At 43.9% G+C, this 17531-nt stretch carries 9 protein-coding genes and 4 pseudogenes; 7 read left to right on the top strand and 6 right to left on the bottom strand.

What is annotated here, in order from left to right; all coding sequences use genetic code 11:
• Positions 1-651: 651 nt before the first annotated feature.
• Positions 652-3795: a CHAT domain-containing protein gene (locus tag RID53_RS36140; RefSeq protein ID WP_446392683.1), complete on the top strand. Its 3144-nt coding sequence runs from the start codon at positions 652-654 to the stop codon at positions 3793-3795.
• 866 nt (positions 3796-4661) lie between these two features.
• Complete coding sequence (locus RID53_RS36145) at positions 4662-8633, top strand: CHAT domain-containing protein (protein WP_446392684.1); 3972 nt, start codon at positions 4662-4664, stop codon at positions 8631-8633.
• Between the two features lie 219 nt (positions 8634-8852).
• On the opposite strand, the gene RID53_RS36150 is transcribed toward RID53_RS36145, so the two are convergent.
• Positions 8853-9419, bottom strand: coding sequence for a DUF2808 domain-containing protein (locus RID53_RS36150; RefSeq protein WP_446392685.1), 567 nt, complete (start codon positions 9417-9419; stop codon positions 8853-8855).
• A 63-nt stretch (positions 9420-9482) separates the two neighbouring features.
• Complete coding sequence (locus tag RID53_RS36155; protein ID WP_006104661.1) at positions 9483-9743, bottom strand: hypothetical protein; 261 nt, start codon at positions 9741-9743, stop codon at positions 9483-9485.
• Positions 9744-9919: 176 nt separating this feature from the next.
• Here RID53_RS36155 and RID53_RS36160 point away from each other — a divergent pair, with 176 nt between their 5' ends.
• The 4 genes from RID53_RS36160 to RID53_RS36175 all read left to right on the top strand — a co-directional run bounded on the left by RID53_RS36160 (position 9920) and on the right by RID53_RS36175 (position 13733).
• A complete protein-coding gene (locus RID53_RS36160) occupies positions 9920-10531 on the top strand; it encodes a DUF3318 domain-containing protein (protein ID WP_446392686.1) in 612 nt (203 codons plus the stop codon).
• A gap of 399 nt (positions 10532-10930) precedes the next feature.
• The gene (locus tag RID53_RS36165) at positions 10931-13153 is read left to right on the top strand and encodes an MASE1 domain-containing protein (protein ID WP_446392687.1); all 2223 of its coding nucleotides are present in this window, start codon (positions 10931-10933) and stop codon (positions 13151-13153) included.
• Positions 13154-13284: 131 nt separating this feature from the next.
• Complete coding sequence (locus tag RID53_RS36170; RefSeq protein ID WP_446392688.1) at positions 13285-13473, top strand: hypothetical protein; 189 nt, start codon at positions 13285-13287, stop codon at positions 13471-13473.
• A 77-nt stretch (positions 13474-13550) separates the two neighbouring features.
• Entirely contained in the window at positions 13551-13733 is a 183-nt protein-coding gene (locus RID53_RS36175) for a hypothetical protein (protein ID WP_446392689.1), read from the top strand.
• Positions 13734-13755: 22 nt separating this feature from the next.
• Here the strand turns inward: RID53_RS36175 and RID53_RS36180 are convergent.
• From RID53_RS36180 to RID53_RS36190, 3 genes and pseudogenes are all read right to left on the bottom strand, one after another.
• A pseudogene (locus RID53_RS36180) lies at positions 13756-13986 on the bottom strand (zinc ribbon domain-containing protein); the annotation flags it as partial.
• 555 nt (positions 13987-14541) lie between these two features.
• Positions 14542-15144, bottom strand: a pseudogene (locus RID53_RS36185) (transposase); the annotation flags it as partial.
• On the bottom strand, positions 15123-15365 hold the full coding sequence (locus RID53_RS36190; protein ID WP_446392690.1) for a hypothetical protein: 243 nt from the start codon (positions 15363-15365) through the stop codon (positions 15123-15125). The pseudogene RID53_RS36185 and the gene RID53_RS36190, both read right to left, overlap by 22 nt.
• 300 nt (positions 15366-15665) lie before the next feature.
• Here RID53_RS36190 and RID53_RS36195 point away from each other — a divergent pair.
• A pseudogene (locus tag RID53_RS36195) lies at positions 15666-16724 on the top strand (ISKra4 family transposase).
• A 223-nt stretch (positions 16725-16947) separates the two neighbouring features.
• Here the strand turns inward: RID53_RS36195 and RID53_RS36200 are convergent.
• Positions 16948-17154, bottom strand: a pseudogene (locus RID53_RS36200) (hypothetical protein); the annotation flags it as partial.
• Between the last annotated feature and the right edge of the window lie 377 nt (positions 17155-17531).

Genomic DNA, 17531 nt, shown 5'->3' on the forward strand with positions numbered 1-17531 from the left:
CTGGCACTTGGGTTAAGGCTTCCAGGAGATTGACCTTCATAGCAAGCAAATGACTCGATTAAACTATGGCTGCAAGATTTAGTTTACGCTAAATTCTGGTCGTCCTAATTTTCTCTCATCACAATGAATTAGCCCTGCCCTTTTTAAGGGGGACGGAAGGGGGATCTAAAAAGGGGGACGGGAGGGGGATCTAAAAGGGGGGAACGAGGGGGGTTGGGAGAGGGGCTGGGGTTAGCTTAAGTTGACACGGATGATGAGGGGGGTTGGGGGACGGAAGTGGGACGGAAGGGGGATCTATAAGGGAAGAGGGGAATGTGAAGGGGATGAAGATGAGCTGGGGGTAAGAGCTGTAGCCTGACATGCTGCCAAATTGTCCAAATCTCCACAGGACAAATTAACCCAAATGGGATATACCTTAAATGTCCCATAAGTCTGACAATTATTTATAATATTTTTAAGGGTACTAAAAAAATGATATCGCACTTTAACCCTAAAGCGGCAGCTTTACAAAACCTGCATTTTTTAAAGCTTCAATGAAGTATAAGATTAAATCAAATTTACTATATTAATTCCCTAAAAAACAGGAAACTAAAGAGTCGATAAATCGTCATTTATTCTGAGTACTCCTGACCCGACAATAGGCAACAACCAATGACATACAAGATGAACACAACAGTATTGACCAATTGCTGGTTGGTGGTTGCCAATCTATTCACCATGACCAAGAAAAAAAGTAAACGAAGCCACTATCTACTGTTGACGTTACTCCTGGCGGGTTTACCAACGGGGGGACTGGCTCAATCGGTTGTTGAAGCGCCAGATGGGACAGGTACTATTGTCACACCCAATGGTGATCAGTTTGACATTACCGGGGGACAAACTTCTGGGGATGGAGCCAACCTTTTTCATAGCTTCAGCGAATTTGGTTTAGAGGCGAACCAAACCGCAACTTTTAGTCCTGACTCAAATATCCAAAATATTTTTGCCCGTGTAACGAGTGGTAATCCTTCAATAATTAATGGGTTGCTGGAAGTGACAGGGGGAAATCCAAATCTATTTTTAATGAATCCCGCCGGTATTGTCTTTGGTCAAAATGCCCGACTTAATGTTCCGGCATCCTTTACGGCTACAACCGCTACGGGAATTGGCATTGGAGATAATTGGTTTAATGCGATCGGGTCAAATGACTATACGGCTTTAGTTGGAGAACCTAACGCCTTTGCCTTTTCAACATCTCAGACACCAGGAGCCATTGTCAACGCGGGGTTAGAATTAGAAGAGGCACAAAGCTTAAACTTATTCGGTGGCATCGTAGTTAGCACTGACAATTTGGAAGCACCCGAAGCAGAGATTACCATTGCCACTGTTCCTGGAGAGAGGATACTGCGGATTAGTCAGCCCGGAAATGTGCTGAGTTTAGAGGTTCAGCCATCGGCTTCTGTACCCCTTACTCCCCTAACTTTACCGCAGTTATTGACAGGTAGTGGTCAAATTTCTGGTCTAGAAGTGGATAGTGATGGACAAGTAACACGAGTGGATTCTAGCATTCCAACTCAAAATGGTATTCCCATCAAAAATGGAGATATCAATGTCGGGAATATCGACACATCCGTTACTGGCAGAGATGATGCTGGTTCCGTTGTATTATCTGCTCAAAGCAATCTTACGGTTGGCGATATTACTGCAACAGCCGTGGGTCAAGGTGATTCTGGAAATGTAACGTTGTCTGCTCAAGGTAGTATCTACCATGGCACTATAGATGCTACTCATACAGGTAATCCAGGTCAGGGTAATCAAGGTGCGGGTGAGGGTGCTATTAATTTAACAACACCAGGAGAGACTACAACCGAAACAGGTTTTGTGGAAGCCGACAATCTAGGTACGACCATTGAGCCTATCAATAACAACGATGATGATATGGATGATGGCATCGACGATGATGATGATATCAACAATGATGATATGGATAATGACATCGACGATGATGATAACATCGACGCTCAAAAAGAGCCGAATTTACCTCAAGTTCTAATCTATCAAAGATCGATAATTGATGAATTCCCTTTAAAGGATATACTTCCTAATCAAAACTCTACTCCCGATAGTGTTTTAACCGTTGATGAAAATGCTACTCCGACTACAGTTTCAGATAGTGAAGACTTAGGCACGAGTACCCCAACGACTGCTAATGAGGGGAATCAATCCCCAACTGGCAGCAATCAACCTACTGCAACCCAAGAGCCATCCAACACAAATAGTCCTGTCAATTCCACTCAAACAAATCCTGTCGGTGAAACGGACAACAACCAATCTACTGCAACCCAAGAGCAATCCGAAACAAATAGTCCCGTCAATTCCACTCAAACAAATCCTGTCGGTGAGATAGGCAGCAATCAATCTACTACAACCCAAGAGCCATCCAACACAAACAGTTCTGCAAATTCAACTCAAACAAATCCTGTAGCTGAAACAGACAACAACCAATCTACTACAACCCAAGAGCAATCCGAAAGAAACCCGCCGATAGATTCAACTCAAACGGATTCTGTGGCTGAGTTTGAAGAAAAATTCACGCGGCAATTCGAGGAATATTTAGAGCTACCTGGAGATATTTCCCTGAGAACCCTAGCAGAAAGCCGGGAAATTCTCGCTAATACTGAAAAATCAACTGGAGCTAAACCCGCACTCATCTATGTCAGTTTTGCCCCCCAAACGATTGCTACTGATGAGGCAACAAATGTACCCTTCCCAACTCCAAGTCCTCAAGATCAGTTAGAAATACTGCTGGTAACTGCTCAAGGAACCCCAATTCGCAAAAAAGTAGAAGGAGTAACCCGTGAGCAAGTCCTGAAAGTTGCTAATGAATTTCGTTTGCAAGTCACCAATGTCCGTAGCCAAAAAGGTTATATTGTGCCGGGACAGCAACTCTACAACTGGTTGGTGAAGCCGTTGGAAGATGAGTTTCAAGGTCAAGGGATCGAAAATCTCATTTTCCTTCTCGATACTAACTTGCGCTCCGTTCCAGTGGCGGCACTCTATGATGGTGAACAGTTTCTCATCGAAAAGTACAGTGTTGGTTTAATGCCGAGTCTTAGCCTCACTGATACCCGTTATGAGCCTGTTACCAACATGGAAGTTCTGGCAATGGGAGCCTCGCAATTTACCGATAAACAACCATTACCAGCTGTGCCAGTAGAGTTATCAGAAATCACCCAGGATATATGGCAGGGAAAATCGTTTCTCAATGAATCATTCACGGTGAATAACCTAAAACAACAGCAAAACCGTCAGCCTTATGGCATGATTCATCTGGCAACTCATGCTGATTTCGTGCCAGGAGAAATGAGTAACTCCTATATCCAATTTTGGGATAGTAAACTGCGACTTAATCAACTGTCTGAGTTAGGTTTAAACAAGCCAACGGTAGAGTTATTGGTACTAAGCTCTTGTCGCACGGCATTGGGGAATGAGGAAGCGGAATTAGGCTTTGCTGGGTTAGCCGTTAAAGCGGGAGTTAAGTCGGCGGTGGGGAGTTTGTGGTATGTGAGTGATCAAGGAACCTTGGGGTTGATAACTGAATTTTATCAGCAGCTCAAACAAGCTCCAATTAAGGCAGAAGCTATGCGCCAAGCTCAACTAGCTATGCTCAACGGGCAAGTTTATACACAAGATGGAAAACTGATTACCACTCAGGACATGATATCTTTACCACCGGAACTTGCTAGGTTAAGAAATCAAACCTTTGAACATCCTTATTACTGGAGTGCGTTCACAATGATTGGTAGTCCCTGGTAATTGGTCATTCGTCATTTTTTATATAGCATTTTAAATCATTCATGAAATCCAACGCTAGTTTCTAATCATACCTAAAATACCTGTAACTCTTTCTTCCTGCTGCCTGTTAAGCTGTTCGGCATTTAAACCTTAATATCAATTAAGGCGAAATCCTTGTAGTGCGAGCATCTTGCTCGTTACTAATACCCAATTTAAATGCATGACAGCTTACCCATGATACACCAAGCGTGTTACCGAGCGCAGTTCGGCTAGGCTCACTGACCGTCGAGGTAAGCGATGTCCTGAGCCTGTCAAAGGGTCGAGGTTTTGTCTGTTGCCTTTGTCTACCATCGTGATTTCCACATCTCAAATAAAAATGCTATTCTCGCTTCGCGAGAAGCAAGCTACCTTTATATAAGGGTTTGAGGCATATCCACAGAACTTAATACAGTTCAGTTGATTTACACAATCTACACTTTAGACAATCTGTCAATGAAGTTTTAATGAAGTTTAGCAACTCTACAATATACGATGCTATCCTAAAAATAAGGCATAGATTAAATTATTGATGCTGATGGAGAATTATCCGGAAATCAATCGTAAGGATTGAATGGTGAATTACATTGACCAGCACCGGGGTTGCAGATATTGAATAAATAGATAAGAAGTGAGACAAGTTATTGCTTGTTATTCATAATCTCTAATTCAGACTAAGTAATTGAACAAAATAAAATCGCACTGTATTGATCTCCTAAACGTCTTTAAACTCTTGATTAAGACTTATATTTTGAAGCGATTTATATTTCACTATCATCAATCATAATTTAACCAACTCAATTGAGTCTTGATTGATCAAGCGGCGACCCATGAATCAGAGGAAAATAGCTGTGAGGTTAACTAAGGAAAGATGGCATCTGACCAAGTTATTAACTTGGCTAACTGAAAATAGTAAAGTCAATCGTATTTTACTATGGACGTTAGTTTTAGGATTCTTTCCCACCGGCGTTGAGGCACAACCGATCCCAGCCAATGATGGAACAAATACTCAAGTAGACGCTAGTGGAAATCAATTCACGATTACTGGTGGTCAAACCTCTGGAGATGGCGCTAATCTTTTTCACAGTTTTAGTGAGTTTGGTTTAGACGCAAACCAGACAGCTAATTTTATAACGAATCCTGACATAAAAAATATTTTATCCCGTGTAACTGGAGGAAATTCTTCGTTAATTAATGGATTAATTCAGGTAACTGGAGGCAATTCCAATCTATTTTTGATGAATCCAGCGGGGATTGTGTTTGGTCACAATGCCCGGTTAGATGTACCTGCATCCTTTACGGCGACAACAGCGACGGGGATTGGGTTTGGGGAGAATTGGTTTAGTGCGATCGCGTCTAATGATTATACCTCTCTTGTCGGTCAACCCAATGCTTTTACGTTTAACACATCCAACCCTGGGGCGATTGTCAATGGGGGTAATCTAGAGGTTGGCAAAGATTTAAGCTTAGTTGGCGGTACAGTGGTGAGTACAGGTAACTTGGAAGCCGCTAACGGACAGCTTACCATTACCACCGTTCCCGGTGAAAGTACAGTCCGCCTCAGTCAACCTGGACATTTGTTGAGTCTAGAAGTTCCGGCGGGAGAGACTCCCATTAACCCCCTATCTTTACCGGAATTGCTGACAGGTTCGATTGAGGTTCCAGACGTTAAAGTAAATAGCAATGGAACAGCAGAAATCTCAGCGTCTAGGATTCCGATTGAACCTGGAGATATTGTTGCCAAAAACGTTATTGCTGAGACAGCTACCTTATCTGCACAGCATAACCTAACCTTAGTTGAGAGTCAGTTACAAACCACAGGTGACTTGAATTTATTGGCACAAGATACGGTGCGAGTGCGCGATAGTGTAACCCATCCTTTCCTTGCCCAAGCTGGGGGTAATCTTTATATTCAAGGGAATAACACCATTGATATTTTGGCATTAAATCATCCCCAAACTCCGTTTCAAAGTGGGGGAGATCTCAGCTTAGTTAGCGATGGGGATATTTCAGGCGATGCTCATTTTGCCAGTGGCGGAAGTTTCTCGATTCTGAATTTAGCTGGTAATCCGGGTAACTTTGTCAGCTATTTCGATCCAATTATTAGCGTTGATGGAGACGTTACGTTTGGTGATTATAATGGTGTGGCACTGAAGATAGAAGCAACAGGTAGTATTACCGGCGGGAATATTACAATTACTGGACCCGATACTATGTTTTCAGTTTCTGATCCTGATCCAGATATTCGACTCTTGGCTAACTCTCCCTCTGTAATTTTGCGGGCAGGTTTAAACCCAGCAGATTTAAATAATTCCCCCAATCTTCCCGCCAACGCTGGAAACACAAGTTTTACCTCTACAGGGAGTCCATCGTCACCCGGAAATATTACCGTTAAGAATATCACGACGTCTAATTCTGTGCCGACAACTGATGCTGGTTCTGTAATATTAAATGCTACTGGAGATATTACTATCGATGGCACGATTAATACAAGTGATCAAAGTTTAGGTAATTCGGGTAATGTAGATTTATCTGCCGCTGGCAACATTTTGGTAAACAACATAGTTACTAACGATCAGAATGATGGCAATGCAGGTTCGGTAACCTTATCGAGTTCTCGTAACATTACTATCAACAATGGTATAAATACAAATGATAATGGTTCTGGGAATGCTGGTTCGATACTATTGGAGGCTAATTCAGGTAATATCATTATCGGCAATATATCTGTAAATAGACCTGGGAATATATCCACAAGTGAAGATGATTCTGGGAATAGCGGTTCTGTACAATTATCCGCTTCGGGCGATATTAATATCAACGGTACTATAGATGTTTCTCAACGGGGAGAGGGTGAGTTAGGTAGTATAAACTTGATCGCTGGGGGTAGCATTCGATATAACAATATCATTCCCGGAGAGCAGCAATTGAGAAATCAGGGTCGGTTTACGAGAACCGAAAATGCAGTTATTCCTGATCCGGGAACTGATCCAGAAACTCCTCCAATTCTTAATCCGGGAACTGATTCAGAAACTCCTCCAATGACGAATCCGGAAACCAATCCCCTGATTAATCCAGTTGCTATAATATCTCCCGATCTTGATAATGACACTGATTTGCAGATTGCTCCTGAGGAACTTATTTCTGGTGGTGAGGAAGAGTCTCCAATTCTCACTTACGAAAGAACTCCTTCTCTGAACCCAGAAGATAATTTAGAGAATCCCGAAAACCCTCCTTCCTTAAGCCCGGAAGATAATTTAGAGAATCCCGAAAACCCTCCTTCCTTAAGCCCGGAAGATAATCGATACAATCCAGACAATTCTACTACTCTTAACCCGGAAGATAATCTAAATAATTCTAGCGATACAACTCTCTCTGAACCGACAAATCAACTGAATAATCCCAGCAATCCTAGTCCTAGCGAAACCAATAGTACTCCATCTGTCTCCGCTGAAACCCCATCCAGTGAAGCGAATAGCAATCCATCCACCCCCGCTAACAACTCATCCAGCGAAGCCTCATCATCCGCTTCTTCTGATGACTCATCCCTCCAATCCGTTGACGCCTCAGAGGAAAACTTTACCCGACAATTTGTAGACTATTTAGGCTTACCTACTGATATCCCCTTAGTTACTCTCGCCCAAAGCCAGAATATTCTTAGCAACATCGAAAAAACGACAGAAGTTAAATCTTCACTACTTTATATCAGTTTTGTCCCGCCAGAGAGTTCTAATCAAACCGAAAATCCATCATCGTCAAGCCAAAATTCTCCTACCAAAACCCGCAATCCTGAAGACCAATTAGAATTACTCCTGGTTACAGCTAATGGATTACCCATTCGCAAACGAATCCCTGAAATCACTCGCCAACAAGTTCTCAACATTGCCAAGCAGTTTCGCTTAGAAGTCACCAATGTTCGCAGTCGTAAAGGCTACATTGCTCCGGGGAAACAACTCTATGATTGGCTAGTGGCTCCCATGGACGATGAACTGCAAGCCCTCGGTATTGAAAACGTAACCTTCCTAGTAGACTACGGCTTACGCTCTATTCCTATAGCGGCTCTTTACGATGGTCAACAGTTTTTGATTGAGAAATACAGTGTTGGTTTAATGCCGAGTTTGAGCCTAGTTAATCCGAACTACGCCCCCATTGAAAACCTGGATGTTTTAGCAATGGGAGCCGCACAATTTACGGATCAAAAACCTTTACCTGCTGTTCCGGTAGAATTATCAGCTATTACCCAATCGCTGTGGCAAGGAAAATCTTTTCTTAACGAGACGTTTACTTTAGAAAATCTCAAAGAACAACGTCAACAGCAACCTTTTGGCATTATCCACTTAGCCACTCATGCCAATTTCCAATCAGGAGAACCGAATAACTCCTATATCCAACTTTGGGATAGGAAGCTGCGACTCAATCAATTGCCTCAATTAGATTGGAATAATCCTCCCGTTGAACTCTTAGTTCTCAGTGCTTGTCGCACGGCGTTGGGGAATGAGGAAGCTGAATTAGGTTTTGCTGGATTAGCAGTTCAAGCGGGCGCAAAATCAGCCGTAGGCAGTTTATGGTATGTCAGTGATGAGGGAACGTTAGGATTAATGACCCAACTCTATCAAACCCTCAAACAAGCTCCGATTAAAGCAGAAGCACTGCGACAAACTCAACTGGCAATGTTACGGGGACAAGTCTATGTCAAAGGGGGACAACTGATTGCAGGTGATAAGTCAGTCGCGTTACCACCTGAATTAGCCAGACTCGGAGATGGTAACTTTGAACATCCTTATTACTGGAGTGCGTTTACTATGGTTGGTAGTCCTTGGTAATTTGTTGTCATTTGTCATTCGTCATTTGTCATTCGTTATTCGTCATTCGTTATTCGTCATTTGGTCGGGGCGGGTTTTGTCGCCAAGCTAGGGATAACAATCAATATTAGTCCCTAAACCCGCCCCTACAGACAGATACTTCTGTAATCACGCCTGGAACATGACTCCCCTATCTCCCTCATCTTCCCCATCTTCCCCATCTTCCCCAGCACCTCTTATCTAGCAGAATCCCCATCGACAAGAGGTTCGTCGATAGAAGTGCAACCGTCCCACACCCAAATATAATCCATAGGGTTTTTCTCCTGCTGGAAACGCGGTTACACCAAATAAATAAACTCCACCCCAATAGGGATTATGCTGTGGCTGAAGACCAATGGTAAATGTGGTTCCTGGAGAAATCGGTTCGGCAAAACTAACAGAAACCGTTTTGGTTTCATCATCTCTGGTCACCGATTGTAACGGCAATTGTTTGCCTTTATTTCGAGCGGTTCCGGTAAAGGCTAAAGTATCATCAAGCCGAAAACGAATAGTTTCGCTTCCTTCCCGTTGACTAATCGTTACCTTCTGTAAGGGTTCACCCGCATTTTCTGGAAGTTCTAGGGTGAAATAATATTTAGCTCCCCATACTCCCACATGGTCAAATGTGGTGAACACATTAATCAAGCGCGGTGATTTTTCAAAGGAAACGGTACCATCGGCTTGCTGTACAGCATGAATCGGGGCAATTGGCATTCCCAAAAAACTGGCTGTACTTAGGGTTAGGGCAATGAGAGTGGAAACGCGCATAAATAAACTGGAATGCTAGCCCAACTACTGCCATGGGCGACTTACTGTTTATGGTATTCGACGTTACAAATCTGGGGGTCGATCACGGTTCGTCAATTCCGAGGGAGGGCGATCGCTACTCCAAGCCCACCACACTTTACCACACTGACATTGATAGAACTCTTGCCACTTTTTACGATAATCTTCAGTCAGGACGGGTGATTGTCGATTAATCCAAACCCGTTGGGCTTCCATCGAAGAAGCATGACAGGTGGGACAGCAGAACTCTAAGGCATGAGTGGCTGATTTTGTCCATTGCGGTGGAAATGGGGTAAAAGCGTCCATAGTCTATCGCTGGGTTGTAGCTAAAGGGGAGAGTCTGGTCTTGACAATCTCCTGTGCCTATTTTAGGGGTTTCCCTGCCCAGGCGTTTTGCATTTTAAGGCAGGCATGAGATAGTTGGGACAATAAGTGTTTTAACTTTATCCTCTAAATCCTCTAAGTTTTGAGTCCCTCGGCTGATGAATCCAGAGCCAGAAATTCGCCGCTTGCGTGATCTAATGCCCGCCTCTGGGCGAATGCTGACCAAAATTATCAGTAAACCGCAACAGACGGCGGTGATTGACACTCCTTTCCCGATGCCTTGGTCAAGAGATCGTCCAATCTATATTAACTTTGATCTGTGGCGTCGCTTACCTAGACCGCAACGAGATATGCTGCTCCTCAGTACCGTGAGTTGGTTGCTGAATATCAGGTGGTTTAAGCCTGATTTATATCAAGGCGTTGTCATTGCCGGATTGTTAGGGGGAATGGTAGAACTGGTGCAAGGCGATGCGGTGGGTGTCGTTGTGGCGACGGGATTGAGTGCGATCGCGGGGAGTCAAATTTGGCGCAGCACTCGCAGTTGTCAAACCCACCTAGAGGCGGATACCGATGCGATCAAAGTCGCCCTACGGCGTGGCTATACCGAAACAGAAGCAGCGCAGCATCTATTAGCGGCGATTGAATCCGTGGCTGAGATAGAAGGGCGACTGAGTTTAAATTTTACTGAATTAATTCGCTCTCAAAACCTGCGGGCGATCGCGGGTATTTCCCCTGTGGGGGTTCCGGAGAGTGTGAGACAGAATAGTTAGGCGTTGCTGAATAAGTGTTGTGGTGAGAGGAAGCTGGGGGAGCTGGGGAAGCTGGGGAAGCTGGGGAAGCTGGGGAAGAAAACAGCTTACGTTGTACTCGCGAAGTCATTTGGTTGGGGCGGGTTTTGCCGCCAACCTAGGGATAACAATCAATATTAGTCCCTAAACCCGCCCCTACAACTCAACACTCACCCACCTAGGGGATGTTAAGTTTTGATAACGTTGGGCATCCTGTTGATGGAAGCCGATCACTCTTAGCTATGAAATCTTGAATAAGCTGTTCGGCATTTAAACCTTAATATCAATAACGGCGAAAGCCTTGTAGTGCGAGCATCTTGCTCGCTACTAATACCCAATTTAAATGCATGACAGCTTATTAGTTACGGTGAAGATTTAATTTTGTCCATATTTCCTGGGAATCCGCAGCGTTTCTGGCGATACCTGATCACAGTTGCTCTAGTGGCGATCGCTTATATGGGTAGCGCTCAGTTTACCTTGTCTTGGCTGGGATTGGGCGCTGAGGCATCTCCTGTTTGGCCCAGTGCGGGGATTGCTCTAGCTGTCCTTTTTTTGCAGGGAAAACGACTGTGGGTTGGTGTGGCGATTGGTGCATTTTGGCTCAATCTGTCTCTGGGAGCCTCATTTTTGGTGTCTCTGGGTTCGGTAATCGGCTGCACGTTACAAGCTGTTGTCGGTGCGATGGGATTACGTCGCCTGGATTTTAACCCGACGTTAGAATGCCTTAAAGATGCTTATGTTCTAATTATCTTCGGCGCGATCATTGCCCCCTCAATTAACGCCACGATTAGTACGCTAGTGAATTGCTGGGTAGGTTTCATTCCATGGCATCAATTTGGACTGAATTGGGGAACCCTTTGGTTAGGAGACAGTATGGGAATCTTAGTGTTTACCCCCTTACTGCTATTAATGGTTCAGGACTCTCCTCAGCGAATTTTTCCGCCAAATTATCAACCCCAACAGATTTTAGAAGCCGTCCTGTGCTGGAGTCTACTGGGCGTATTTAGTTGGCTAGTTTTCCAGTCTCGAACTACCTTTGCTCTCTCCGACTATCCCCTCGAATATTTACCCTTTCCCTTTGTTGTTTGGGCGGCGCTGCGATTTCGGGTGTGGGGTGCGGTTCTTGCCAGTTTAATCGTTTCGGGAATGGCAATTGGCGGTGTTCTCCAGGGGATTGGACCGTTTGTGGTGAAAACGGGAAGTACCCTAGGGGCAATTCTACTGCTACAAACGTTTATGGCAGTGGTAACCATAACCGCTTTAGTTTTAGCCGCCGCTATGTCAGAGCGTCAACAGGCAGAACATCAACTCCGGGCTACCTTAGAACGTGATCGCTTGTTAGCGGAGATTGCCCTGCGGATTCGTCAATCCTTGGATTTAGACCAAATTTTGCACACCACTGTTGTGGAAGTGCGGCAATTATTACAGGCAGATCGTGTCTATATTAGTTATCTAGATGAAAATAACCACAGTAAAATTGCTGCCGAATCTGTTGCCTCTGCTTATAAATCTCTGTTGGGATGGAAAGCCTCAGAGAAACTGTTACAAGAAACCCAAGAATTATTTGCCCAGCGTCAAATTTTAATCCGGGATAATACGGAACGGGTTAATGTAACGCCCTATCTCAAAGACTTTTATCGGTGCTACCAGATTAAAGCGACTCTGGCAATTCCATTAATTCTCGATGATCAACTATTTGGACTCTTGGCAGTTCATCAATGCCACCGTTCCCGTCATTGGCAATCCTTTGAGGTGGATTGGTTAAGACGATTAGCGGTTCAAGTCACTATTGCCATTCAACAAGCTCAACTTTACCAACAAGTCCAAGGGCTTAATAGTAACCTAGAAAGCCAAGTGGCGGAACGTACCCTGCAACTTGAGGAAAAAATGCAGGAATTGCAACGGCTTTACGAACTCAAAGATGTGTTTTTACAAGCAGTATCCCATGATCTACGAACGTCAATGATGGGCTTAATTCTGATGTTGAAGGGAACCCAAAATAGCCCTGGTGAAACCGTTGCCTTGCCACGCCGAACTCTGGATCGGCTGATTGAAAATAGCGATCGCCAATTGACGTTAATCAATGCCTTATCTGAAGACCATTTTAACCAAGGGCGGAAAATTGAACTCCACTGTCAACCTTTATGCTTAAATGAACTCCTCAGCCAAATCCTGGCTGATTTGCAGCCGTTATTCAGCAGTAACCACGCTCAATTAACGACGGTTATTCCCCAAACCTTACCCCCGGTGAAAGCTGATCCGACTCAACTGCGATGTGTGTTTCATCATCTATTGACGAATGCCCTTAAACACAATCTACCGGGGGTTAAGATTACGCTGACAGTAAGGGTTGAGAGGGATATGCTTCATTGTGCGATCGCGGATAATGGGGTAGGGATGAGCAAACAGCAGTGCGATCGGCTGTTTAAGCTTTATGTTCGGGGATTGCACTCTCAACACTTAACCGGAATTGGTTTAGGCTTATATTTATGTCGGCAAATTATTAATGCTCACGGGGGACAAATTAGTGTTACCAGTGTGCCAACACAAGGATCAACTTTTAACTTTTCGCTTCCTTTATTGAGTCATAGCAAGTCAGATTAACACGTTAAACCGCAAAACAGCTTACAGGCTGGATGCATGTAGTTTTGTAAAAAATGGAATCTTTTTTTGACAAGATGGCTGAAGAACCGATTTTATTATCACCCTAAGTCCGGGAGAGCCAAATTGGGGAGATGCCGATTATTCTGCATCGCCCTATTCCAGAGGGTTTCAAGCTGAAAACTTGCACCATTGTTCACAAGGCTGACGGCTGGTACGCTTGCATCTCGATGGAAGAGGCTACAGTTCCAGAACTTCTACCTTACTCAGCCCGTGAAGCGCGAACTTCTAGGATACGAGGAACTCAACTCTCTCTATTTTAGAAGCCCCCGTTATAGCGTCAGCTTAACGGGGGAAAACGTCACAATGGAATATAGCGTTTTCATTTGAATTGTTACCCATGAACATCCCCACTGCCCTAGTCAATGAACTAAAGCTCTACCTCAAACACCGAACCGACAATGGTGATCTAGAAGCGAAAACCTTATTGACTCAAATCGAACAGTTTACGAACTCACCCACAGCCGCAGAGGAACAAGGCTTCTATTCCCAACCGCCAGAGGGATTAGAGGTAGGATGTTAATAGTGTCTTGACACTCACCGCCCTATAAGGACGGTGATTCTTCCGTCACAGGGAGGCAGAGTTTAACGTCTTCCAGGACGAAACCTTTACCCTCAGAAAGCATCTTGACCGTGTACCCCACGGCTGCAAGTCCTCTTATACGGACTGTCTGTGCTGCGGCTACATCTCTATCAGTGGTATAGCCGCAGTGATTACATGAATGGACACGCTCTGATAGTGGTTTTTTACCCGTTTTTGTTAAGCAATTAGGACAAAAATAGGGGAGCATGTCAGGTTTGCACGCGAGGAGCTGAAGGGGAGGAATGAAAACAACAGAAAAAGTTAGCCGAGAGTATCCGTTAACTTGAATGGCGAACCTTGTCGGGACTTCATTGTAGGTAGTGTTAAGCTGATGGGTTGGTGATCGCGCCACTAGAGCGCCAGTCCAGTAATCACGATGGGGGTAAAGCATAAGAAAATAGATTGACACAACAGTTGTGAGCCGTCTAATTGTGTGAAGTTTTACAAAGTATGTCTCATTTAAGTCGAACTTCAAAAACTAAATATATCTATCGCTGTGATATCTACCTGTAGAATTTTCTGGTATGAAGGAGTGATATCATGTCTGGTGAAGCACCGATAAGAAAAAAGGCGGAAACGCTCGCCGACATAGCATGGTAGTAAAGGGCAATAGTCAGGAAATAGGATGACTTGCTGGGGACGCTTTCAAAGTGCGATCGCGAGTAGGATTATTTAGCCGTTGCTCGATCGCGTAGATTTTATGGTTGTGATGAATATTGATTGGTGGTAGCGTTCCCCCAATTGGGTGTCAAATGTCTTGCCAAGGTAAGCCTCCCCTCCCCTGAAAGTGGCGAGCCAGGACATGAAGGTTGTTGACAACGGCGGCACGTCGTAAGTCAAACAGGTTCTTGCGTAAACCAATATAGCGAGCGCGATTGCCAAGCCATGGTCCCAGATGTGCCAAGGAATGTTCAACTGCCGTGCGCTCTCGATTCTTAGCTCGTCCCAAGGGAGTTAATTGGCGTGTTCGTAACTCAAACAGCAAGGGTTCATCGGGATGAATCTTGACACTACGACCTCGCTGATTAGTAGTACAACGCTCTCGTAAAGGACAAACAGCACAATCAGATGCTGGGAAATGTACGGTTTTGCCCAGTTTTAGTGGTACACTGATTTGGTTGGGACAGCTCAGGGTTCCCTGTTGCCAATCTAAAGCAAAAGCACTTTTGCTGAAACGCCCACCTCGATTGCGTACAGACCAAGCTTTGCAGTAGATGTTTAATTCCTCTTGTCGTTTACGTACTAATTTAGCGCTCAGGTAAGCTCGGTCAATATGCAACTCCACCAACTTGACCTGCTGCGCGACCAGATCGGCGCTAATCGCATCACTCACCCAAGCTTCTGGAACATTGGTAAGATAACGACTAAAGCTAACTGGGCTGGCGGGACAGGTGGATGTCCTTTGGAGCTGTCGGTATAAATTTTGGCTAATTCCTTTTGGAATTGTTCGTCAAATAAGCGGTGACGTATTTGGCGTAAAAAGATGAATAGTTTGGCGCGACGGATACGGGAAACAATCCCAAGTTCTACGGCAGACAATTCTATCGGCGGACGCCACAGTGGTGGATGCATTCGTTTTCTTCTTGCTCAACTTAAATGAGAAACTCTTTGTAAAACTTCACACAATCAGACGACTCACAACTGTTGTGTCAATCCATTTTCTCATGCTTTACCCTCATCGTGATTACTGGGCCGGCGCTCTAGGCGTCAAGAAGCGAAAAGCCATGTCAGGAGTTGATTGTAGCGTCAAGTTAATGGGTGTGCGATCGCAAAGAGAGCCAAACAAGTTTTAACTTGTCGGCTGAAGATGAGAGTGACAATCATGGCGATTATGAGGGACAATAAGACTATCCTCATAGATCTGACTTTCCGATGACACCTGAAAAAGAGCAAGCTTTAAAAGATTATATCAAAGGGATTGCCCAAATCCTTTATGAAGAAACATCACCTGAGCAGTGTAAGGACGCGAGAAAGTATTGAAGCAACTGTACATCATCAGGTAAACGAATATGTCAGTCCACAAATCGGATTTTTTTTATCCAACAAGCAACTGGAATCCGTGCCGGAAGAATCCGGACATTGAAAAGTTGGATAGGAGAACTCCAGATGACAGACAAACAAGCTAAAAGATTAGGAGTTAAACCTTACACACAAATCAGTCCCTATCTGGAAAAATGTTGTTTGATAGTCAGCGCTAATGTCTCCTATCAAAATACCACAAAGGATGTCAAATACTTGACAGGAATTGACATCTCATCCAAGACGCAGCAGCGAATAGTACATCGACAAGAATTCAAGTTGCCCATTCAAGATAAACCGATTCAAGAATTGAGCGTGGATGGGGGAAAAATTCGTTTAAGAACACCACCATCTGAACCTTGTATCTGGCGAGATTACAAAGGTATAAGGATTCATGAACAAGTAACAGAAGCTTTCTTTCAAGATTCTCAAAGTTTAGTGAACTGGGTGAATGAACAACCATTAGCATCGCCAGTTACTTGCATTGGGGATGGACACGATGGGATTTGGAAGATTATCCATCAAATTAGTGACTCAAAGACTCGAAGAGAAATTTTAGATTGGTTTCATTTGAAAGAAAATCTGTATAAATTTGGTTGCTCTAAAAAACGATTAAAGAAAGCCGAAGCTCTTTTGTGGAAAGGGAAAGTTAAGGAAACGATTGAATTATTTGTTGGGTTGAGCGCCAAGCAAGCTGGAAATTTTTGTGACTATATAAAAAAGCATCGTTATCGCATTATTAATTACTCCTATTATTCGTCAGAACAAATTTGCTCGGTGGCATCGGGGGCAGTCGAGTCAGCCGTCAAACAAATTGATCGGCGTACAAAAATTAGTGGAGCGCAGTGGAATCAGGAGAATGTGCCTCAAGTTTTAGCTCATCGCTGCGCTTATCTGAATAATATGATTTAAAGCTGTATCACGTTTTTTGCCGCCAAAAACAGAAATATTCTAGTCATACATAAGTTATGACTTTCCGGGTAACGGTTAATTTAAAAGCCGTCAATCTTTGTGTGTCTATAAAAACTAGAAGAGTAACAATAAGCCTTTCCTTCGTGCTTGGCTGGGGTGGTCAGATTGAATTAAAAACGCCAAAAAAACAAAAGATTAAGAATGAGTTAACAGACACTCTTGACTAACTTTTTCTGTTGTTTTCATTCCTCCTCTTCAGCTCCTCGCGTGCAAACCTGACATGCTCCCAAAAATAGTTTGTCTTTTTAGCATCTACTTTCCGGAAAAATACACCACGCTTAAAACAGCATTGCTCTAGTATTCGCAGGAATTGACCCCACCCAGCGTCTAAGCAATGCTTACCTAGCATCCCTTTAGCTAATGCTTTGAGCCCAGACTCCGCACTTCAATTTGAAGTACAAGAAGCTACATATCCAATCAAGGGAAAAAGTCTGAAAAATTGGCTCTCCCGTACATAAGGTGATAAATTTTCCTTATATGTGTAGCGATTGGCTTGATTTGAAGAAAACCTAGCTTAATCGCTTAATTAGTTGGGTTTCCTTCGTCAACCCACCCTACAAGCATTACACCGTGGGACTTTGGGGACTTGCGGCTTAATAATATACCAATCAAGCTTGGCTGAGTTGATGAAGACAGCTTTCCTCACTGGTACTTTATTTTTACGCAGCTCCCTTGGCTTAATTCATAAGACTTTATTATCACCCTAAACGCCACTACGGTCGAATTGAGGATAAACCACAGCGCGAT

This window comes from Coleofasciculus sp. B1-GNL1-01, from assembly GCF_040220235.1.
Classification (GTDB): domain Bacteria; phylum Cyanobacteriota; class Cyanobacteriia; order Cyanobacteriales; family Coleofasciculaceae; genus Coleofasciculus.